Below are 20,415 nucleotides of genomic sequence, written 5' to 3'. Positions count from 1 at the left end.
CGCGCGCGTCTCACAGCTACGGTAATCGCGACTCACTGAGGGGAGACGGGCGATGAACGACCCGTGGGGCATTTCCGGACCGGATTTCGTGGTCCTCTACATCGCGTTGCTCGGCGCGGTCCTGCTGATCAGGGTCGTCGTGGCCGGCGTCGTGAGCAGCCGGGCGCTGCGCGCGGACGACGGACGGCCCGTCCCGCCGCCGACCGTCTACCAGCTCGCGTTCCTCGCCGGCGGCCCCGACCGGGCCGTCGACGCGGCGATCGCGGCCCTGGTGGACCGCGGGCAGCTGCGCGTCAACAGCTACAAGCAGGTCAGCCAGGCCGGGGCCCGGCCGTCGGAGCCGCTGGAGCGGGCGGTCTACGACGTGGCGCAGCTGAAGACGACGTCGATGATCCGGTCGCAGGTCCGCGGCTCCGCGGTCATGCGGGCCCTGGAAACCGGCCTCGACCAGCAGGGCCTGCTGGCGTCGGCGGCGGCGAAGCGGCAGGCGCGGACGTTCGGGCTGGTCCTGCAGCTCGCCGTGCTGGCGCTCGGCGTGGTGCGGCTGGTCAACGGCATCTCGCTCGGCCGCCCGGTCGGGGTCCTGGTGTTCCTGGTCCTGCTCGCGGCGGTGCTGGCGATCGTGGCCGCGGTCCGCCGGTCGAAGACGGGCGCCCGGCAGCCGTCGGCGGCGGGGCACCGGGTGCTCGGCCAGGCGCGTTCGGCGGCGTCCGGGCCGGTGCCGGCCGGCATGCTGGCGGGCGGCGCGCTGCTCGGCGGCGCCGCGGCGGCGGTCGCGCTGGGCGGCTGGGCGATGTACCCGGACGAAGAGCTCAGCGCGGCGCTGACCCCACCGGTGTCGTCGTTCGGCGGCGGTGGCTCGTCGGGCGGTTCTTCGTGCAGCAGCGGCTCGTCCTGTTCGAGCTCGTCGTGCAGCAGCGGGTCTTCGTGCGGTTCTTCGTGCGGCGGAGGGGGCTGCGGTGGGTGAGCTCGGCATCGGGATCGGCTGGCGGCACGAACTGGACCTGTCCATCGCGCGGCTCCCGGGCGTCGACTGGGTGGAGGTGGTCGCGGAGAACCTGCACGCCGACCACCTCCCGGAGACGCTCGTGGCGTTGCGCCGGCGCGGGCTGCCGGTGCTGCCGCACGCGGTTTCGCTTTCGCTGGGCGGGGCCGAGCCGCTCGACACCGGCCGCGTCCAGCACCTGGCGGAGATCGCGCGGGCGGTGGACGCGCCGCTGGTCAGCGACCACGTGTGCTTCGTCCGCGCGGGCGGGCTCGACTCGGGGCACCTGATGCCGCTCCCCCGCACCCGCGAGGCGCTCGACGTGCTGGTGGCGAACGTCCGGCTGGCCCAGTCCATCGTGGACGTCCCGTTCGCACTGGAGAACATCGCGGCGGTGCTGGACTGGCCGGACAACGAGCTGACGGAGGAGCAGTTCCTCACCGAGCTGACCGACCGGACCGGCTGCCGGCTGATCATCGACGTCGCGAACCTCTACGCCAACGCCCGCAACATCGGCACCGACCCGGTGGCGTTCCTGGACGGCATCCCGTGGGAGCGGCTGGCGTACGTGCACATGGCGGGCGGCGTCGAGCGCGACGGCGTTTACCACGACACGCACGCGCACCCGGTGCTGCCGGAGGTGCTCGCGCTGTTGACAGAGCTGCGCCGCCGGACGGACCCGCCGGGCGTGCTGCTGGAGCGCGACGACGACTACCCGAGCGACGAGGAACTGGCATCGGAGCTGGCCTCGTTGCGGGCGGCGGTGACGGGGTGAGCCGGGAGGAGCTGGCGGCGCGGCAGGCCGAGCTGCTGAAGGCGCTGCTGGCTTCGGGCCCGGCACCTTCCGGCTTCGACCCCGCGCGGCTGCGGGTGGAGGCTTCGGTGCTGCGGCGGAAGCACGGGCGGGTGCTGGCTTACCAGCGGCCCGAGCTGGCGGAGGCGCTGGGCGAGCGGTACGGGCCGTTGTTCGCGGAGTTCAACGGGGAGCGGCCGAAGCTGGCCGCGGAACGGTCGGGGGCGTACGCGGACGAGTTCGTGACGTGGCTGATCGCGGGTGGGCACCTGCCGAAGCCGCGGCGGGGCCTGCGGGACCGGCTCCGGCGCCGCTGACCGCCTGCGGCTCAGCCGCTCGCGCGGCCCACCTCCGCACCGCCGACCGCCTCCGGCTCAGCCGCTTGCTGGACCACCTCCGCACCGCCGACCGCCTGCGGCTCAGCCGCTCGCGCGGCCCACCTCCCCACCGCCGACCACCTCCGGCTCAGCCGCTCGCGCGGCCCACCTCCCCACCGCCGACCGCCTCCGGCTCAGCCGCTCGCGCGGCCCACCCCCAGCCCGACCGCTCCCCCCGAACGTCATGAACGACCCTTTCACCTCGTCCAGCGCGGTGAAAGGGTCGTTCATGACATCCCAACCAGCCCCAACGCCGCCCATCCACAACCGGGCCGGGCTGTGGACAACCCGGCCCGACCAGGGCTTTTCGTCAGGGGCCGCCAGTAAGCTGGCAGCGGGGCCTGCCCCCAGGGACGGGCGGGGCCCTGGGTCAGGGGGTGGCCCGAGTCAGGGGGTCCAGGTCGGTTTGTCGACTCCCGGCAGCCGCGTTCCGAAGTCCCAGTGCGGCTCCGCCCCCGGCAACCCGCCCGCCATGCGAACCCGCGTAAGCCGCCCGTAGCCGCTGTCCGCGTCCTCCATCAGATCGCGGTAATCGACCTCGACGCCCGCAGGATCCTTGCGCCCCAGCGAATCCAGCCACCGGCCGGTACCCGCCAGCGAAAGCCGCGCCCGCCACGTGCCGCCGTCGGTCAGCTGCCGGTGCACCGCCGTCATGACCGCCGCCGCCGCGAGCCAGCCCGTCGCGTGGTCCAGTGCCTGGACCGGCAACGGCGAGGGCTCCTCCGGACCCCAGGCCATCCCGTTCGACATCTGGACCAGGCTGTCGAAGCCGCGCCGGCGGGCCCACGGGCCTTCCCAGCCGTACGCGCTCAGGTCCGCGACCACCAAGCCCGGCCGCAGCGAAGCCAGCTCCTCGGGACCGAACCCGATGCGCTCCAGCGCTCCCGGGCGGAAGGACTGGACCAGTACGTCCGCCCGGCTGATCAGCTTCTTCAGCCGCGCGCGGCCGCCCTCGGTGTCCAGGGCCACGAACGTCGAGCGCTTGCCCTGGCCGGTGTCGCGCACCAGGGCCTCGACGCGCGGCAGGTGCGCCGCCCCGACGTGCAGGACGTCGGCGCCGTGCGCGGCCAGGACCCGGCCGGCCACCGGGCCCGCGAGTACGTGGGTCAGCTCCAGCACCCGGACCCCGCCCAGCGGCCGGTCCGAATAGAACAACGTCCGTTTCGGCGCCGCGTCCACCGGCTCCAGCGAAACCAGCGGCAGCGAAGCCACCGCCGAACCCTGCGGGTGCGCCGCCCAGTCCGCCGGCGAACGCAGCTCGGCGGCCGCTCCCCCGGCGGACACCACCGCGTGCTCGATCTCGCGCGCCGGCCGCCCGGCCACCGCCTTCGCGACCGCGCCGCGGGTGCCGGGCACACCCAGCCCCCAGCACACCGCCGCTTCGTGGCGCGGGTAGTTGCAGTGCAGGCGCACCCAGCCGTCGGCCGCGCGGTAGTTGCCCGACAGCGGTGCCCAGACCGACTCCGCGCCCGTGCCGTCCACCCGCAGCAGCTGCTCGCTGTAGAACGCCGCCGCCGCGTGCCGCGCGTCCGCGGTGACGACGCCGGGCTCGATCCCGCGCTGCTTCAGCAGTTCGGCGGCCGCCAGGGTCGCCGCCGCGATCGACGCCGTCGCCGCGGCCGCCACCCGGTACGGGCCGGGCAGCACGTCCTCGGTGCCGGTCACCTCGAAGGGGCCGGGCGCCGAACCGGTGAGCGCCCGCCAGACGCCCTCGACTGCCTCGCGCACTACGGGAGGGCCGCGACGAGCTCGGCGGGCGGCACGCGCGTGCCGGTGTAGAACGGGATTTCCTCCCGGACGTGCAGCCGCGCCTCGGTGCCGCGCAGGTGGCGCATCAGGTCGACGATCCGGTGCAGCTCGTCGGCTTCGAAGGCGAGGATCCACTCGTAGTCGCCCAGCGCGAACGACGCGACGGTGTTGGCGCGCACGTCCGGGTAGTCGCGGGCTTCCTTGCCGTGGTCGGCCAGCATCTTGCGGCGGTCGGCGTCCGGCAGCAGGTACCACTCGTAGGAGCGGACGAACGGGTACACGCAGACGTACTTGCGCGCCTCTTCCCCGGCGAGGAACGCCGGGATGTGGCTCTTGTTGAACTCGGCGGGCCGGTGCAGCGCGGTCTGGCTCCAGACCGGCGTCGACGCGCGCCCGAGCGGCGTCCGGCGGAACCCGGCGTAGGCGGCCTGGACCTGCTCGATCTCCTCGGCGTGCCACCAGATCATGTAGTCGGCGTCGGCGCGCAGCGCGGACAGGTCGTAGACACCCCGGACGACGACGCCCTTGGCCTCGAGACCGTCGAGGTACTCGGTCGTTTCCCGGCCCGCGGTCCCGCGGTCCTCGCCGAGCCTGCCGGGCTCGATCCGGAAGACCGACCAGGTGGTGTAGCGGATGGTGTCGTTGAGCTCGTTGTAGTTGACCCGCGCCATGCGTCCATCCTGTCACCGCGCCGGGACCGTCGCCGCCACGGGTCAGGTGAGAGCACTCACTCGGCGAGGTGGGCCGCGATCCGCTGCGCGGCCGCCTCCGCGGTGGCCACGCACGCCGGCAGCCCGACCCCGTGCAGCGTCGCCCCGGCGACCGCCAGCCCCGGGACCGCCGCGATCGCCTTTTCGATCCGCTCGACGCGCTCGAGGTGCCCGGTGCCGTATTGCGGCAGCCCGCCGCCCCAGCGCGTCACCAGCGTCTCGACCGGCGCGGCCGTCACGCCGGTCAGGCGCGCGAGGTCGTCGCGGACCACGCGGACCAGCTCGACGTCGTCGGCCTGCAGCGCGCCCAGCTCGCCGAAGCGCCCGACCGAGCCGCGGACCAGCACCGGGCCGGTGCCGAGGTGGCCCCACTTCCGCGAAGAGAACGTGAACGCCTTCGACGCGTACGGCTTGCCCGAAGCGTCGCGCTCGCCGTGGCCGATCAGGATCCCGGACGCGTCCGGCAGCGGTGTGCCGGGCGGGAGCGCCAGCGCGACCACGGCCATCGACGCCAGCTCGACCTCGCCGAACGCCGCCGAAGCCGCGGGCACCAGGTCGGCCAGCAGCCGCCGGGCCGAGGGCGCGGGGACCGCGAGGACCACCGCGTCGGCCTCGACCGTGTTGTCCGCGGGCGCGTGCGCGGTCGGCGCGGCGCCGATGCGCAGCCGCCAGCCCGCGCCGTGCCGCTCGATGTCGCAGACCGGCAACCCGGTGCGCAGCTCGGCGCCGGAAGCTTCGGTGAGCCGGTCGATCACCGTGCCCAGCCCGCCCGGGACGGTGCCGAACACCGGCGCGGTGGACGGGTTCGCCGGCAGCTGGGCGGCGGCCGCGGCGGTCAGCGAACCGGCGCCCGCGGCCAGCGCCGACGCCAGGCCCGGCATGGTCGCGCGCAGGCCGAGGCCGTCCGCCCCGCCCGCGTAGACGCCGCCGAGCAGCGGGTCGACCAGCCGGTCGACCAGTTCGTCGCCGAAGCGTTCGCGCAGCAGCGGCCCCAGCGGCAGGTCACCGCTCGGCAGCCGCAGTTCGGGCAGGGAGACTTCGGCCTCGACGGCCCGTCGTCCCGTTTCCGAAAGCACGCCGGCCACGGAGTCCGCCGACGCCGGGACCCCCATCAACGTGCCGGGCGGCATGCCGGTGACAGTGCCGCCGGCGTGGATCTTCGCGCGGGCCTTCGTCGGGTGGACGACGTCGAGGTCCAGCTCGCGGACGAGCGCGAGCATCTCGGGACGGCGGACGAGGAAGGCCTCGGCGCCGACGTCGTAGGGGACGCCGGCGAGCTCGGCGGTGCGCAGCTTCCCGCCCGGCGTCTTCGTCTTCTCGAACACGACGATCTCGGCGTCCGCGCCGAGCAGCCGCCGCAGCCGGTACGCCGCGGTCAGCCCGGAAACGCCGCCCCCGACGACCGCGACCCGCTTCACAGCTCGTGCACCAGCCCGACCACGCGGGTCAGCACGTCCGGGTCGACGCCCGGCAGCACGCCGTGGCCCAGGTTGAAGATGTGGCCGTCGGCCGCGCGGCCCTCCTCGACGATCCGGCGGACCTCGGCTTCGAGGACCGGCCAGGACGCGTGCAGCAGCGCCGGGTCGAGGTTGCCCTGCACGACGGCTTTGCCGCCGAGGCGCCGCACCGCTTCGTCGAGCGGGATGCGCCAGTCGACGCCGACGACGTCCGCGCCCGCGTCGCGCATCGCCGCGAGCAACTCGCCGGTGCCGACGCCGAAGTGGATGCGCGGCACGCCGTACTCCGCGACGCCCGCGAGGACCCGCGCCGAGTGCGGCAGGACGAATTCGCGGTAGTCCCGCTCGGACAGCGCGCCGGCCCAGGAGTCGAACAGCTGGACCGCGTCGACGCCCGCGTCGAGCTGGGCGCGCAGGAACGTCAGCGCGACGTCGGCGAGGCGCCCGGCCAGCTCGTGCCACAGCGCCGGCTCGGAGTGCATCAGCGCTTTGGTGTGCTCGTGGTTGCGGCTCGGGCCGCCCTCGATGAGGTAGCTGGCCAGCGTGAACGGCGCGCCGGCGAAGCCGATCAGCGGGGTGCCGCCGAGCCGCTCGACCAGCAGGCGGACGCCGTCGGCGACCTTGGCGACCTGGCCGGGCTCGAGTTCCGGCAGGGCCTTCACGGCGGCGAGGTCGCGCACCGGCGCGGCGGCCACCGGGCCGGTGCCGGGCACGATGTCGATGTCGACGCCCGCGGCCTTCAGCGGCACCACGATGTCGCTGAAGAGGATCGCCGCGTCGACGCCGTGGCGGCGGACCGGCTGCAGCGTGATCTCGGCGAGCATTTCGGGGTCGAAGCAGGCGTCGAGCATCGGCACGCCCTCGCGCAGCGCGCGGTATTCGGGCAGCGAACGGCCGGCCTGGCGCATGAACCAGACGGGCGTGCGGGCCGGGCGTTCGCCGCGTGCGGCGGCCAGGAACGGGGCTTCGGGCAGCTCGCGGCGGCCGGACGGGGCGGCTCGCTGCGGCAGGGGCGTGGTCGGAGACATCGCCGTCAATCGTGCCACGAGCCGGGGAAGGTGCTTCTATCGGCGCGCCTGCGCCCGCAACGGGGCGTGCCCGCCCTAAAGTCGAAGCGTGACCGCGATGACGCCAGTGCCCGAGCTCTTCCGCGAAGCAGTCGCGGCGCTGCAGTCCGTCCGGCCCCGCCGGGAGGTGCTGCTGGAGCCGATGCGGGCCCCGCAGCGGCTCGCGCCGTGGTCGTACGCGGTCAGCTGCGAAGTGGCGGGCCCGGCCGACGTGCTGGCCTCGGGCCGGCTGGTCCTGCTGCACGACCCGGACGGCCAGGACGGCTGGGACGGCGTGCTCCGGCTCGTCATGTACGTGCGCGCGGAGCTGGACCGCGAGCTGGCGACCGACCCGTTCCTGCCGGCGGTCGGCTGGTCGTGGCTGACGGACGCGCTGGAGGTGTCCGGCGCGAGCTGGACGGCGCTGGGCGGCACGGTCACCGAGACGTCCTCGGCCCGCTTCGGCGACATCTCCGGCCCGGCGCGGACCGACGATCTGGAGCTGCGGGCGTCGTGGACGCCGACGGACGCCGGGCTGCTGCCGCACGGGCAGGCGTTCTGCCAGGTGATGGCGAGCGTCGTGGGCCTGCCGCCGGTGGGCGTGACGCTCTTCGGGCAGCGCCAGAGCTCCTGACCCGCGGCGTCCGGGCTCCCGCTGCCGAGCCGCGGCATCCGGGCGATCGCGGGCAACGAAACGGCAACGGCGTCCCGCCGGGAGCCGTCCCGGGACGCGCCCCCTGTACCGATGTGAGCAAAATTCACGTCCGCTGAACGCTGTTCACGTCTTTCCGGCCCCCTGACGCACTCCTGCGCGCCCGGAACCGCCCTGGACGAGCGCAGCCACGCCGGAGCCGGCCCGGCCGTCCTGAGGCCGTTTCACGTCTCCTCGTTAGTGACTCCGCGCGGTCACGCACCGCAACAAGATCAACTCGGCCATCCCAGGCCGGTCGGCACCCCGTGATCGACACGGACAGTCACTCCCCACGGTGTCGGAGAGCCTCGCCGACCCCGCCCCGCGGAGTTGATCATGCCCCGGCCGGGGCCACATTCCGGGACCTGCCCGCACCCATCCGGACCCCCGTCACTAGGCGCACCGGCAGCTGCACGACCCATCTGCACGGCCATTTGGCCGTCGGCAACTTCTTTGCATCGTGTTCGCTGGGCTATCCGTTAACAACCGGCCGTGTACTAGCCCGATCGTGTTACTCCGAACCCACTGAGTGACTGTTCGTTTGAGATAGATACCCATTCGATCCCCCCGCAACGGCCTCAGGGCGGCTACAGTGCCTTCGACGACACCACTTTCGGTCTAAAGCTGGCGCGGCTGAACGGCCGAAGGTCCCGGTGCCGGTCGGGGGGCACGACCGACTCCAGGGAGGTAGTGACGTGGCTACCGTCGGCATTTCTCAGGCCGTCCGATCCACGCCAGCCGGCGCGTTGCCGGCGAGCATGGTTCCGCACCCGCGGGAAGAGCTCTTTTCGGTACTGGTGGTCGACGACCACCCGCTGTTGAGGGAGGCAATCGCAGCAAGACTCGCACAGATGGGTGCGGGGACCGTCCACGAAGCCGCCACGGTGGCCGAGGCGAGGGCGCGAGCACAGGCCACTGGGCCTTGTGACCTGGCGATCCTCGATCTCGGACTGCCGGACGGCAGCGGCATCGAGCTGGTTACGGAACTCCGTAGCCACGGCTGGCCGCGCGTGGTCGTACTCGCATCCTCGGACGACCCGTACGCGGTCCGCTCGGCCTTCCAGGCCGGGGCCCAGGCGTACCTGCTGAAGTCCGCGTCGCCGGTCGTCGTGACCGATGGCGTGCGGCGCGTGCTCGAGGGCGGCGTCTACGCCGACCCGAGCGTGGCTCCGGTGCTGGCCACCGGGACCCGCGTCGCGGGCACCGACAACACCCCGCGCGAGCTGTCCGCTCGTGAGGTGGAGGTGCTCCAGCTGGTCGCCGACGGGCAGTCCAACAAGGAGATCGGCGAGGAGCTTTCGCTCTCCGCTCTCACCGTCAAGTCCCACCTGTCCCGGATCGGGCGCAAGCTCGGCACGGGCGACCGGGCTCAGATGGTGGCGCTGGCCATGCGGGCCGGCGTCATCCGCTGACGCAGACGAACCTCCCTGCGGGGCGGGCGCACCAGGCGCGGTACGCCCGTCCCGTAGGGTCGTCAGTTATGGGAAGTGCAGAGGCCGAGGACACCGGGATGGAGATCGAGTCCACGGGCGGCCCTGTGCTGCTACGCGAACCCGCCGAGGGCACGCCCCCGGTGATCACCGAACCGTCCGCGCTGGCCGAGGCCTGCGCGAGACTCGCCGCGGGCACCGGCGCGGTCGCCGTCGACACCGAACGCGCGTCCGGCTACCGGTACTGGCCCAAGGCCTACCTCGTGCAGCTGCGCCGTGAGGGTTCCGGCACGGTGCTGATCGACCCGATCGCGCTGGCCGACGACCTCCAGCCGCTGCGCGACGTCCTCAACGACCTGGAATGGGTGCTGCACGCGGCCTCCCAGGACCTCCCCTGCCTCGCCGAGCTGGACCTGCACCCGGCGGCGCTGTTCGACACCGAGCTGGCCGGCCGGCTGGCGGGCTACGAACGCGTGGCGCTGGGGACGCTCGTCGAGCTGCTGCTCGGCTACACCCTCGAAAAGGGGCACAGCGCGGCGGACTGGTCGAAGCGGCCGCTGCCGGTCGACTGGCTCAACTACGCGGCCCTCGACGTCGAGCTGCTCATCCAGCTGCGCGAAAAGCTGGAGGCGGAGCTGGGCGCCCAGGGCAAGCTGGAGTGGGCGCGGCAGGAGTTCGAAAACGTCCGGACGGCCCCGCCGCCGCCCCCGCGGGCCGAGCCGTGGCGCCGGACGTCCGGTGTCCACAAGATCCGCAACCCCCGCGGCCTGGCGGCGGTCCGCGAGCTGTGGCAGGCGCGCGACGAGCTCGCCCGCAAACGCGACCGCGCACCGAGCCGCATCCTGCCGGACAGCGCGATCATCAACGCGGTGACGGCCGACCCGAAGACGGTCGAGGACCTCCAGGCGCTCCCGGTCTTCAGCGGCCGGGTCCAGCGCAAGTACACGGCGAGCTGGCTGCGCCACCTGCAGGCGGCCCGCGCCCTCCCGGCGTCGGAGCTGCCGTCGCCCGCGCAGCCGACGGACGGCCCGCCCCCGGTCAACCGCTGGGCCGACAAGGACCCGGACGCGGCGGCCCGGCTGTCGGCGGCCCGCGCGGCGCTGACGGCGATCGCGGAGGACCGCCGGCTCCCGGTGGAGAACCTGCTGCTGCCGGACCTGGTGCGCCGCACGTGCTGGCGGCCGCCGGCGGAGACGGACGAGGACTCGGTGGCGGACGTCCTGCGCGCGGGCGGCGCCCGGCCGTGGCAGGTCGACCTGACGGCGACGGCGCTGAGCAAGGCCCTGCAGGCAACGGCTTCCTGACCCCGGCCCCAAGCTCCCCAATGTGGCGTTCGGTGCGTCCAACGCACCGAACGCCACATTGGGTGCGCTCGATGCACCCAACGCCACATTGGGGCGGTCGGGGGCCGGGTCAGCTCGCGAGGGTGGCCAGCAGGGTGTGGGCCTCGGCCCGCAGGTCCTCCGACGGCTCCGCCGTCCCGACCAGCCGCACCACCCCGTCCGCCCCTTCGCGGACGTGGGCCTCGACGTCGAGGTCCGGGTCGTCCCTGCGGACCACCGCGATGCTCTCCACCAGCCCGAACACCAGGTCCGTCCGGATCGCCACCGACTCCGGCGCCACCCCCGAAGCCGCCACCAGACGGCCGTACGCCGCCTTCAGGTCCGCTCGCTCCGCGCGGAAGCGGGCCAGGTTCGCCGAGCCCACCTCCGGCAGCAAGTACAACGCGCCCAAGTTGTGGCGGGCCCCGCCGAGCAGGCCGATGTCCGCGTACGCCAGCGCCCACAGCCGCACCGCCGCCGGGCCCGCGGCACCGACCAGACGGGAAGCCAAATCCAGCGAAGGCCGGACCGTTTCCGCCAGCAACGCCGCGAGGATGTCTTCCTTCGCCGGGAAGTGGTAGTAGAGCGACGCCTGGCGCAGGCCCGCGCGCTCCGCGATCGCGCGGGTCGTCGTCGCCGCGTAACCGGCTCCGGTGAACAGCTCTCCCGCCGCGTCGAGCACCGCCTGGCGCGCGTCCGGGCGGTTCGCCGCCGCTCCGCTCGCCCTCGGCCTGCCGACTCCCGCGCCTTTGACCACGGGCGTGATCTTGCCAGGTCCGGCGCCCGGGCACCCGCACCGAGGTGCGGTTACGCCCGCATGTCGCTGTTGACGCGCGGAAGCGAGGGCCGTTAACGCACCCCTAACGCGTCAGAGATCAAGAGGACCCGGCCCGGACCTAATTTCTGTCAAACGATCGAAACAAGGAGTCCGCATGCCGCCCGACGATCTCGCCACCTTCGGTTACCGCCAAGAGCTCCGCCGGTCGCTGGGCGGGTTCTCCGCCTTCGCCGCCGGGTTCTCGTTCGTCTCCATCCTCACGACGGTCTTCCAGCTCTTCGGGTTCGGCTACACCTTCGGCGGCCCGCTCTTCTTCTGGACGTGGCCGGTCGTCCTCGGCGGCCAGCTGCTCGTGGCGCTCACCTTCGCCGAGCTCGCCGCGCGCTTCCCGCTCGCCGGCTCCGTGTACCAATGGGCGAAGCAGGTCTCGAAGGGATTCCTCGGGTGGCTCGCCGGCTGGATGATGCTGCTCGGCTGCGTCGTCGCGCTCGCCGCCGCGGCGATCGCGCTGCAGGTGGTGCTGCCGTCGGTGTGGGACGGCTTCCAGCTCGTCGGCGGCGACCCCTCGGTGACGTCGCCGTCGGGCGCGGCCAACGCCGTGGTCCTCGGCACGCTCCTGCTCGTCTTCACCACGCTCGTCAACGCCGGCGGTGTCCGGCTGATGGCCCGGATCAACGACGTCGGTGTCGCGGCCGAGCTGCTCGGCGTCGTGGTCCTCGTCGCCGGGCTGGGCCTGTTCGCCGTCCGCGGCCCGCAGGTGGTCGCGCACGACGCCCCCGGCACCAGCGCCGGGATCGGCGGTGTCCTCGCTTCGGCGCTCATGGCCGCGTACGTGCTCTACGGCTTCGACACCGCCGCGTCGGTCGCGGAGGAGACGAAGGACGCGCGAAGGGCGGCGCCGCGCGCGGTGCTGCGGGCCGTGCTCGTGTCCGGGATCGGCGGGCTGGCCGTGGTGCTCACCGCGCTGATGGCCGCGCCGAGCCTCACCGACGGCCAGCTCGCCGGCCGCGGCCTGCCGTACGTGATCACCGCCGTCTTCGGCGACACCCTCGGCCGCGTCTTCCTCGCCGACGTCGCCATCGCCGTCGTGGTCTGCACGCTCACCATCCAGACCGGCACCGTCCGGCTGGTCTTCGCGATGGCCCGCGACGGCGCGCTCCCCGCCGCCACCCGACTTTCGTCGGTGAATCCCCGCACGGGGACGCCGGTCGCGCCCGCGCTCGTCTCCGGGGCGCTGGCCATCGCCCTGCTGCTGCTCAACGTCGGCAACCCGACGCTCTTCAGCACGATCACCGGGACGTCGGTGGTGGTCGTCTACCTGGCGTACCTGCTGGTCACCGGGCCGCTGCTGGTCGCCAGGCTGCGGGGGCGGTTCCCCGCGGAGCCCGGCCGGTTCTCGCTGGGACGCTGGGGTGTCCCGCTGAACGGGGCAGCCGTGCTCTACGGGATCGCCATGAGCGTGAACATCGCCTGGCCGCGCGCGGAGATCTACGACGTCGCCGGTTCGGGCGCCCCCTGGATGCTGCTGTTCCCGCTAGAGTTCGTCGGCGGCGCGCTGGTGATCGGCTGGCTCTGCTGGCTGCGGCTGCGCCCCGCTCCCGCCCTCGAACCCGCGATCTGAGAGGACGTCCATGAGCACCACCGCCACCACCTACGGCGCCCGGGACCACGCCCGGGCCCAGGCCGGCACCGTGGTCGAAACGATGCCGTCGATCCCGGCGAGCACCTGGCCGGCCGTCCCGCCCGGGGTGGCGCCCGAGGCGCTGACCTGGGCGGAGACCGTCGCCGGGGGCGGGTACACGCACAAGGTGCTGGCCCGGGGTACGCGGCTGCGGCTGACCGACGTCGAGGGCGGCGCCTGCGCGCACGTGCTGCTGTTCAACGCCGACCAGCCGTGGGAACGGCTGAACGTCGCCGACACGGTGAAGGTGCAGTGGAACGCCTACCTCGGCGAGAAGGTGGCGCTGCTGTCCGACCAGGGCCGCGTGCTCGCCACGATCGTCTCGGACGCCAGCGGGCGCCACGACGCCCTGTGCGGGACGTCCACTGTGGACGGCAACACCGAGCGCTACGGCGACGGTGCCCCGCAGGGCCCCTCCCCCGCCGGGCTGCCGCTGTTCACCCTGGCCGCGGCGAAGCACGGGCTGGGACCGCGTGATCTGCCGCCGAGCCTGTCGTTCTTCCAGGGCGTGCGCGTCCAGCCGGACGGCGCGCTGGAGTTCACCGGCTCCGCGGGCGCCGGGAAGTCCGTCGACCTGCGGATCGAGATCCCGTCGATCGTACTGGTCACCAACGTGCCGCACCCGGTGGACCCGCGCCCGGACTACACCGCGACGAACCTCGAAGTCCTCGCCTGGCGCGACACTCCGTCCACCCCGGACAGTCCGGAGTGGACTCACAGCCCCGAAGCCCAGCGTGCCTTCGAGAACACCGCCGACTACCTGACCGCACGGGGGATCGCATGAGCACGGCCTACCAGTCGCAGCTGGAGCTGACCTTCGACGTCCCGGCGCGCGCCCCGTTCTCGACCGTGCTCAAGCGCGGCAGCGAGCTGACGATCATCGACCTCGGCGGCAACCAGGCCGTCGACTTCCTCTGCTACGACGCGAACGACACCGCGAAGCGCTACAGCGCGGCCGCGACGATAGCAGCGCAGGGCAACATCTTCCTCACCACGGGCAGCGTGCTACGCACCCAGGAAGGCGCCCCGCTGCTGACCGTCGTCGCCGACACCTGCGGCCGCCACGACACGCTCGGCGGCGCGTGCAGCAAGGAGTCCAACAGCCTCCGCTACGGCCAGCACACCCGGTACCAGCACGCGTGCGTCGAGAACTTCCTCAGCGAAGGCGCCAAGTGGGGGCTGGGCAAGCGCGACCTGGTCAGCAACGTCAACTGGTACATGAACGTGCCGGTCGAAGAAGACGGCACGCTCGGCATCGTCGACGGCATTTCCGCGCCGGGCCTGGAAGTCCGGCTGCGCGCGGAGACCGACGTGCTCGTCCTCGTCTCGAACTGCCCGCAGATCAACAACCCCTGCAACGGGTTCGACCCGACGCCGGTGCGCATGGTCGTCACCTCGGCCGGGGGTGACGAGTGAGGCTGCTCGTCGCCAACCGCGGCGAGATCGCGGTCCGGATCCTCCGCAGCGCCGGGGAACTGGGTCTCGAAACGGTCGCGGTGTACTCCGACGCCGACCGCCTGTCCCCGCACGTGCGGCTCGCCGGCCGGGCCGTGCGGCTCGGCCCGGCTCCCGCCGCGGAAAGCTACCTGCGGGCCGGCGCCATCGTCCAGGCCGCCCTCGACACCAGCTGCGACGCGATCCACCCCGGCTACGGCTTCCTCTCGGAGGACGCGGCGTTCGCGCGAGCTTGCGAAGACGCCGGGATCGCGTTCGCCGGCCCGGCACCGGAGCACCTGGAGGTGTTCGGCAGCAAGCACACCGCGCGCGAGGCGGCCATCGCGGCGGGCGTGCCGCTGCTGGCCGGCACCGGCCTGCTGTCCGATGTGGACGAAGCACTGGCGCGGGCGGAGGACATCGGCTACCCGGTGATGCTCAAGGCGACCGGCGGCGGGGGCGGCATCGGCATGCGCGCCTGCGCCTCCCCCGACGACCTGCGGGCCGCCTGGGACACCGTGCGCAGCGTCGCGGCGAAGAGTTTCGCCAGCTCCGGCGTCTTCCTGGAACGGCTGGTGACCCGCGCGCGGCACGTCGAGGTCCAGGTGTTCGGCGACGGCTTCGGCGAGGTCATGGCGCTGGGCACCCGGGACTGCTCGCTGCAGCGGCGCAACCAGAAGGTCGTCGAGGAGTGCCCGGCACCGGACCTGCCCGGCACCGTCCGGAAGCAGCTCGTCGAGTCGGCCGTGGCGCTGTGCTCGTCGGTCCGGTACCGCTCGGCGGGCACCGTCGAGTACGTCTACGACCCCGAACGCGGCGAAGCGGCGTTCCTCGAGGTCAACACCCGGCTGCAGGTCGAGCACCCGGTCACCGAGGCGGTCTACGGCGTCGACCTGGTCGCCTGGATGCTGCGGCTCGCCCAAGGCGATCGCGCGATGTTCCGCGCGACGCCGGTCGCGCGCGGCCACGCCGTCGAAGCCCGCGTGTACGCCGAAGACCCGAACGCCGGGCACCGGCCCAGCTCCGGGCTCGTCACGCGGGCGGAGTTCCCGGCCGGCACCCGGGTGGACACCTGGGTGGAGCCGGGGACCACCGTCACCACGCACTACGACCCGTTGCTGGCCAAGGTGATCTGCACCGGCACCGACCGGGCGGACGCGCTGGCGAACCTCCGGGCCGCGCTCGGCGGCACCCGCGTCGACGGGGTCCGGACCAACCTCGGGCAGCTGCGCGCGGCGGCCGCCGACGCGGCGTTCGGCTCGGCCGCCCACGACACGTCCACTTTGGACGGCATCGCGGACGGTGAACCGCAGATCGACGTCGTGCGCGGCGGGACGATGACGACCGTGCAGGACTGGCCGGGCCGCACCGGCTTCTGGCACGTCGGGGTACCGCCGAGCGGCCCGATGGACGACCTTTCCCTGCGACTGGGCAACCTCGCCCTCGGCAACCCCGAGGGCGCGCCCGGCCTGGAGTGCACAGTGGACGGTGTAACGCTGCGGTTCTCCCACGCCACGCAGGTGTGCGTCACCGGCGCGCCGACGACGGTCTTCGTCGACGGCGCGGAGGTGCCGCTGTGGACCCCGGTCGAAGTACCCGCCGGAGCCACGCTCGACGTCCGCGCGTGCACCGCCGGGTTGCGCAGCTACGTGCTCGTCCGTGGCGGCGTCGACGTCCCGGCGTTCCTCGGCAGCGCGGCGACGTTCACCCTGGGCAAGTTCGGCGGGCACGGCGGCCGCGCGCTGGCCGCGGGGGACGTCCTGCAGCCCGGCCCGGCGCCCGCGGACCCCGTCGTGGGCCCGGTCGCGGACCGGCCGGACTTCACCGCCCGCTGGACGATCGGCGCGCTCGAAGGACCGCACGCGGCGCCGGAGTTCTTCACCCCGGACGACGTCGACACCTTCTACGCCACCGACTGGCAGGTGCACTTCAACTCCGCCCGCACCGGCGTCCGCCTGGTCGGGCCGCGGCCGGAGTGGGCGCGGCCGGACGGCGGCGAGGCGGGCCTGCACCCGTCGAACATCCACGACACGCCGTACGCGATCGGCGCCGTGGACTACACCGGCGACCTGCCGATCCTGCTCGGCCCGGACGGGCCCAGCCTGGGCGGGTTCGTCTGCCCGGCGACGGTCGCCACCGGCGAGCGGTGGAAGCTCGGGCAGCTGCGGCCGGGCGACACCGTGCGGTTCGTGCCGATCGGCACCGACCACGCGGCGGCGCTGCGGACGCGGCCCGCGTCGGCGGTCGAGCCGAGCCGGCCCGCCCGCGACGACGGCGGCGTCCTCGCGCGGCTGTCCGTTCCGGACGGTGAGCCGGCGGTCACCTACCGCCGCAGCGGCGACGACAACCTGCTCGTCGAATACGGCGAGATGAAGCTCGACCTGGCGCTGCGGATGCGGGTGCACGCGCTCGCGGAACGGCTCGCGGCCGAGGGCGTGCCGGGGATCGTGGACCTGACCCCGGGCATCCGGTCGCTGCAGGTGCACGTCGACCCCGACGCGCTGCCGGTCGGCAAGGCGCTCGGGCTGGTGCGCGAGCTGGAACGGGACCTGCCGCCGACGCACGACCTCGTGGTGCCCAGCCGCAGCGTCCGGCTGCCGCTGTCGTGGGACGACCCGGCCACGCGCGAGGCGATCGAGCGGTACATGACCGGCGTGCGCGACGACGCGCCGTGGTGCCCGTGGAACATCGAGTTCATCCGGCGCGTCAACGGCCTGTCCACTGTGGACGACGTGTACCGCGCGGTGTTCGACGCCGAATACCTCGTGCTGGGCCTCGGCGACGTCTACCTCGGCGCGCCGGTCGCGACACCGCTCGACCCACGCCACCGCCTGGTCACGACGAAGTACAACCCGGCGCGGACGTGGACGGCGGAGAACTCCGTCGGCATCGGCGGCGCGTACCTCTGCATCTACGGCATGGAGGGGCCGGGCGGCTACCAGTTCGTCGGCCGGACGACGCAGGTCTGGAACAGCTGGCACGGCGGGGAGCAGCCGTGGAACCTGCGGTTCTTCGACCGGATCTCCTGGTACCCGGTGTCGGCCGAGGAACTCCTCGACCTGCGCGCGCAAAGCGCGTCCGGGCAGCTGGGACTCGACACCACCGACGGCACGTTCGCACTCGCCGACTACCAGAAGTTCCTGGCGGACAACGCCGACAGCATCTCGGCGTTCCGGGCGACGCAGGCGGCCGCGTTCGAGGCGGAACGGCGGGCGTGGGCCGCGGCGGGCGAGTTCGACCCGAAACCGGAGCCGGTCACCCGGCCCCCGGCGCGGGTCGAGGCACCCCCGGGCGGGCACGTGGTGGAGGCGCCCTTCGCGGCGACCGTGTGGCGGGTCGACGTCGCCGCGGGCGAGCGGGTCGAGAACGCGCAGTCGCTGGTGACGCTGGAAGCGATGAAGACGGAGGCGCGGATCCCCGCGCCGGCGAGCGGTGAGGTGGTCGAAGTGCTGGTTTCCCCCGGCGACCAGGTGGCGCCCGGAACGCCGCTGGTGGTGCTCGGATGACCGCCGACGCACGCTTTCCCGCAGCGGCGGCATCCGGCACCGCCGTCGAGCGCGTCCGGGCGGCGTACCGCCGGATCGAGCAGGTGGACCGGCCGGAGATCTGGATCGACCTGCGGCCCGAAGCCGAGGTCCTGGCCGAGGCGGCGGCGCCGGCGGACCGCGGCCTGCCGCTGGCCGGAAAGCTCGTCGCGGTCAAGGGCAACATCGACGTCGCGGGCCTGCCGACGACGGCGGGCTGCCCGGCGTACGCGTACAAGCCGGAGGCCGACGCCCCGGTCGTCGCGCGGTTGCGGGCGGCCGGGGCGCTGGTGCTCGGCACGACCAACCTGGACCAGTTCGCGACCGGGCTGGTCGGGACGCGCAGCCCGTACGGCGCGGTGCGCAACGCGGTCGACCCGGCTTACGTCTCCGGCGGGTCCAGCTCGGGTTCGGCGGTGGCGGTCGCGCTGGGGATCGCCGATCTGGCGCTGGGCACCGACACCGCGGGTTCGGGCCGGGTGCCGGCGGCGTTCAACGGGATCGTCGGGCTCAAGCCGACCCCGGGCCTGCTGCCGACCGACGGCGTCGTGCCCGCGTGCGCGAGTATCGACTGCGTCTCGCTGTTCGCGCGGACGGTCGAGGAGGCCTCGTTCGCGCTGACCTGCCTGGCCGAACCCGCGCAGGTCCACACGGGACGGTTCCGGCTCGGCGTGCCGGCCGAACTGGGTCCTTTGGCGCCGGGGTGGGCGGCGGCGTTCGAGGCCGCCGTCGAGGAGTACGCCGCCGCGGGTGCCGAAGTGACCACTGTGGACATCTCCGCGTTCCTGGAGGCAGCACAGCTCCTGTACGGCGGCGCGTTCGTCGCCGAGCGGTACACCGCGGTCGGCGAGTTCCTGGACGCGCACCCGGACGCCGTCGACCCGGTGGTGCACGGCATCATCACCGGTGCCAGGGACATCCCGGCCCACCGGCTGTTCTCGGACCGGGCGAAGCTGGCCGGCCTGCGGGCCGAAGCACTGGCGACGCTGGCCGGCGTCGACGCGCTGCTGGTCCCGACGACGACCGAGCACCCGACACTGGCGGAGGTCGCGGCGGACCCGGTCGCGGTCAACGCGCGGCTGGGCCGGTTCACCAACTCCACCAACCTGTTCGGCCTGTCCGCGCTGGCCGTCCCGGCCGGGACGGTGGCCGGGCGCCCGTTCGGCGTGATGCTGGTCGGCGCCCCGCACGACGACCTGAAGCTGGCCGCGCTGGCCGGGCTGCGCGGCGAGCGGGTGCCGATCGCGGTGGTCGGCGCGCACCTGCGCGGGCAGCCGCTGAACCACGAGCTGACGTCCCGAGGCGGCCGGTTCGTGGCCGCGGTTTCGACTTCCGCGGCGTACCGGTTGTTCGCCCTGGACACCGTGCCGCCCAAACCCGGGCTGGTCCGGGTCTCCGGCGGCGGCGTCGCGATCGCCGCGGAGGTGTGGGAGCTGCCGGTGCGGGGCTTCGGCGAGTTCGTCTCGCGGGTCCCCGCGCCGCTGGCGATCGGGAAGGTCGAGCTGGCGGACGGCACCCGGGTGCCCGGCTTCCTGTGCGAACCGGCGGCGACCGAAGGCGCGGAGGACATCTCGGCGAAGGGCGGCTGGCTGGCGCACCTCGGCGGGTAACGATCAGCTGCCCGGCGCGGTAACGAACCTTCAGCGACCGCGCCGGGCCTGCCGATGTACCGGGTAGCGACCCCCGGAGGCGGCCATGACCACGGCAACCCGTTCCCCGCAGAGCACCCTCGTCCACTCCTACCTGTTCCTCCGGCGCGCCATCGGCCTCATCGGCCTGGCGCTGCCGTTCGTCCTGATCCTCGGCAAGCAGTGGGTGCAGGGCGGCGGCCTCGTCGGCTCCCTCAGCGGCTACTACTACACCGACGTCCGCGACGTCTTCGTCGGCTCGATGTGCGCGGCCGGGGTGTTCCTGCTCGCCTACTACGGCCACGACTTCGTCGACAACGTCGCCAGCAGCGTGGCCGGCCTCGGCGCGATCGGGCTCGCGCTGTTCCCCGCCACCCCGGACCACGACGTGACGGCCTGGGACCGGACGTCGGGCGTGCTGCACCTGGCGTTCGCCGCGGTCTTCTTCCTCTCCCTCGCCTACTTCTGCCTGCGCCTGTTCCCCCACGACGGCGAGCAGCCCCCGGGTTTCGGGGTCGTCTACCGCGTCTGCGGCGTGGTGATCCTGGCCGCACTCGTGCTGATCGCGCTGACGAGCCGGCTCCGGCTGGTGCCCGAGCTGCACCCGGCGCTGTGGCTGGAGAGCGTCGCGGTGTGGGCGTTCGGTGTGGCGTGGCTGCTGAAGGGACAGACGTTGACGCCCAAGAGTGTGCCGTAGCCCACTCGACCGGGCCACAACCCTGGTTACCGGCGGGTAACAAGGGCTATCGTGCGGCTGTGACAACCGGGGCTTCGCCCCGGGCCGGGGGCTCCGCCACCCGGACCCCCGGA

Annotated in this window: 17 protein-coding genes; 12 read left to right on the top strand and 5 right to left on the bottom strand. The window is 73.6% G+C overall.

Translation table 11 applies throughout. The features are described 5' to 3' along the window. The first annotated feature begins 52 nt into the window (after positions 1 to 52). From AB5J73_RS26070 to AB5J73_RS26060, 3 genes are read left to right on the top strand one after another with little or no spacing between them, the layout of a single operon-like run. Positions 53 to 967, top strand: a complete 915-nt coding sequence (locus AB5J73_RS26070) for a TIGR04222 domain-containing membrane protein (RefSeq protein WP_370961300.1) — start codon at positions 53 to 55, stop codon at positions 965 to 967. After that, positions 960 to 1,760 carry a DUF692 domain-containing protein gene (locus AB5J73_RS26065; protein ID WP_370961299.1) on the top strand — a complete coding sequence of 267 codons (801 nt, stop codon included), beginning with the start codon at positions 960 to 962 and terminating at the stop codon, positions 1,758 to 1,760. Before AB5J73_RS26070 ends, AB5J73_RS26065 begins: the two co-directional genes overlap by 8 nt. Beyond that, a complete protein-coding gene (locus tag AB5J73_RS26060; protein WP_370961298.1) occupies positions 1,757 to 2,095 on the top strand; it encodes a hypothetical protein in 339 nt (112 codons plus the stop codon). Before AB5J73_RS26065 ends, AB5J73_RS26060 begins: the two co-directional genes overlap by 4 nt. A gap of 447 nt (positions 2,096 to 2,542) precedes the next feature. On the opposite strand, the gene AB5J73_RS26055 is transcribed toward AB5J73_RS26060, so the two are convergent. From AB5J73_RS26055 to hemE, 4 genes are read right to left on the bottom strand one after another with little or no spacing between them, the layout of a single operon-like run. Continuing rightward, entirely contained in the window at positions 2,543 to 3,883 is a 1,341-nt protein-coding gene (locus AB5J73_RS26055; RefSeq protein WP_370961297.1) for a CoA transferase, read from the bottom strand. Continuing rightward, the gene (gene hemQ / locus AB5J73_RS26050) at positions 3,883 to 4,575 is read right to left on the bottom strand and encodes a hydrogen peroxide-dependent heme synthase (protein WP_370961296.1); all 693 of its coding nucleotides are present in this window, start codon (positions 4,573 to 4,575) and stop codon (positions 3,883 to 3,885) included. The genes AB5J73_RS26055 and hemQ overlap by 1 nt, the downstream gene beginning before the upstream one ends. 56 nt (positions 4,576 to 4,631) lie before the next feature. After that, positions 4,632 to 6,032 (bottom strand): protoporphyrinogen oxidase, encoded by a 1,401-nt coding sequence (hemG, locus tag AB5J73_RS26045; protein WP_370961295.1) that lies wholly within the window; start codon positions 6,030 to 6,032, stop codon positions 4,632 to 4,634. After that, the gene (gene hemE / locus AB5J73_RS26040; RefSeq protein ID WP_370961294.1) at positions 6,029 to 7,099 is read right to left on the bottom strand and encodes a uroporphyrinogen decarboxylase; all 1,071 of its coding nucleotides are present in this window, start codon (positions 7,097 to 7,099) and stop codon (positions 6,029 to 6,031) included. Before hemE ends, hemG begins: the two co-directional genes overlap by 4 nt. A gap of 88 nt (positions 7,100 to 7,187) precedes the next feature. Between hemE and AB5J73_RS26035 the strand changes: the two genes are divergently transcribed. The 3 genes from AB5J73_RS26035 to AB5J73_RS26025 all read left to right on the top strand — a co-directional run bounded on the left by AB5J73_RS26035 (position 7,188) and on the right by AB5J73_RS26025 (position 10,542). Then, positions 7,188 to 7,751, top strand: coding sequence for a DUF3000 domain-containing protein (locus AB5J73_RS26035; RefSeq protein ID WP_191984486.1), 564 nt, complete (start codon positions 7,188 to 7,190; stop codon positions 7,749 to 7,751). A gap of 752 nt (positions 7,752 to 8,503) precedes the next feature. Next, positions 8,504 to 9,220, top strand: a complete 717-nt coding sequence (locus AB5J73_RS26030) for a response regulator transcription factor (protein ID WP_033261886.1) — start codon at positions 8,504 to 8,506, stop codon at positions 9,218 to 9,220. 98 nt (positions 9,221 to 9,318) lie between these two features. Continuing rightward, positions 9,319 to 10,542 (top strand): HRDC domain-containing protein, encoded by a 1,224-nt coding sequence (locus tag AB5J73_RS26025; RefSeq protein ID WP_370973327.1) that lies wholly within the window; start codon positions 9,319 to 9,321, stop codon positions 10,540 to 10,542. A gap of 109 nt (positions 10,543 to 10,651) precedes the next feature. Here AB5J73_RS26025 and AB5J73_RS26020 read toward each other — a convergent pair whose 3' ends face one another. Then, positions 10,652 to 11,317 (bottom strand): TetR/AcrR family transcriptional regulator, encoded by a 666-nt coding sequence (locus tag AB5J73_RS26020; protein WP_370961293.1) that lies wholly within the window; start codon positions 11,315 to 11,317, stop codon positions 10,652 to 10,654. A 175-nt stretch (positions 11,318 to 11,492) separates the two neighbouring features. Here AB5J73_RS26020 and AB5J73_RS26015 point away from each other — a divergent pair, with 175 nt between their 5' ends. From AB5J73_RS26015 to AB5J73_RS25990, 6 genes are all read left to right on the top strand, one after another. Next, positions 11,493 to 12,959 carry an amino acid permease gene (locus AB5J73_RS26015; protein WP_370961292.1) on the top strand — a complete coding sequence of 489 codons (1,467 nt, stop codon included), beginning with the start codon at positions 11,493 to 11,495 and terminating at the stop codon, positions 12,957 to 12,959. Positions 12,960 to 12,969: 10 nt separating this feature from the next. Next, positions 12,970 to 13,803, top strand: coding sequence for an urea amidolyase associated protein UAAP1 (locus AB5J73_RS26010; RefSeq protein WP_370961291.1), 834 nt, complete (start codon positions 12,970 to 12,972; stop codon positions 13,801 to 13,803). Further along, positions 13,800 to 14,435, top strand: a complete 636-nt coding sequence (locus tag AB5J73_RS26005; RefSeq protein WP_370961290.1) for an urea amidolyase associated protein UAAP2 — start codon at positions 13,800 to 13,802, stop codon at positions 14,433 to 14,435. The genes AB5J73_RS26010 and AB5J73_RS26005 overlap by 4 nt, the downstream gene beginning before the upstream one ends. After that, positions 14,432 to 17,959, top strand: coding sequence for an urea carboxylase (gene uca / locus AB5J73_RS26000; RefSeq protein ID WP_370961289.1), 3,528 nt, complete (start codon positions 14,432 to 14,434; stop codon positions 17,957 to 17,959). Before AB5J73_RS26005 ends, uca begins: the two co-directional genes overlap by 4 nt. Then, positions 17,956 to 19,587, top strand: coding sequence for an allophanate hydrolase (locus AB5J73_RS25995; protein ID WP_370961288.1), 1,632 nt, complete (start codon positions 17,956 to 17,958; stop codon positions 19,585 to 19,587). The genes uca and AB5J73_RS25995 overlap by 4 nt, the downstream gene beginning before the upstream one ends. 85 nt (positions 19,588 to 19,672) lie before the next feature. Next, a complete protein-coding gene (locus AB5J73_RS25990; protein WP_370961287.1) occupies positions 19,673 to 20,302 on the top strand; it encodes a DUF998 domain-containing protein in 630 nt (209 codons plus the stop codon). Positions 20,303 to 20,415: the final 113 nt, after the last annotated feature.

The sequence above is a fragment of the Amycolatopsis sp. cg9 genome, assembly GCF_041346945.1.
In the GTDB taxonomy this organism is placed as follows: domain Bacteria; phylum Actinomycetota; class Actinomycetes; order Mycobacteriales; family Pseudonocardiaceae; genus Amycolatopsis.
This window is presented reverse-complemented; position numbering and strand designations above follow the sequence as displayed.

Excerpts from the sequence above, each read along its gene's own strand:
- AB5J73_RS26070 (WP_370961300.1), top strand. The coding sequence starts at position 53 with ATGAACGACCCGTGGGGCATTTCCGGACCGGATTTCGTGGTCCTCTAC.
- hemQ (WP_370961296.1), bottom strand. The coding sequence starts at position 4,575 with ATGGCGCGGGTCAACTACAACGAGCTCAACGACACCATCCGCTACACC.
- hemE (WP_370961294.1), bottom strand. The coding sequence starts at position 7,099 with ATGTCTCCGACCACGCCCCTGCCGCAGCGAGCCGCCCCGTCCGGCCGC.
- AB5J73_RS26025 (WP_370973327.1), top strand. The coding sequence starts at position 9,319 with ATGGAGATCGAGTCCACGGGCGGCCCTGTGCTGCTACGCGAACCCGCC.
- AB5J73_RS26015 (WP_370961292.1), top strand. The coding sequence starts at position 11,493 with ATGCCGCCCGACGATCTCGCCACCTTCGGTTACCGCCAAGAGCTCCGC.
- AB5J73_RS26010 (WP_370961291.1), top strand. The coding sequence starts at position 12,970 with ATGAGCACCACCGCCACCACCTACGGCGCCCGGGACCACGCCCGGGCC.
- AB5J73_RS26005 (WP_370961290.1), top strand. The coding sequence starts at position 13,800 with ATGAGCACGGCCTACCAGTCGCAGCTGGAGCTGACCTTCGACGTCCCG.
- AB5J73_RS25995 (WP_370961288.1), top strand. The coding sequence starts at position 17,956 with ATGACCGCCGACGCACGCTTTCCCGCAGCGGCGGCATCCGGCACCGCC.
- AB5J73_RS25990 (WP_370961287.1), top strand. The coding sequence starts at position 19,673 with ATGACCACGGCAACCCGTTCCCCGCAGAGCACCCTCGTCCACTCCTAC.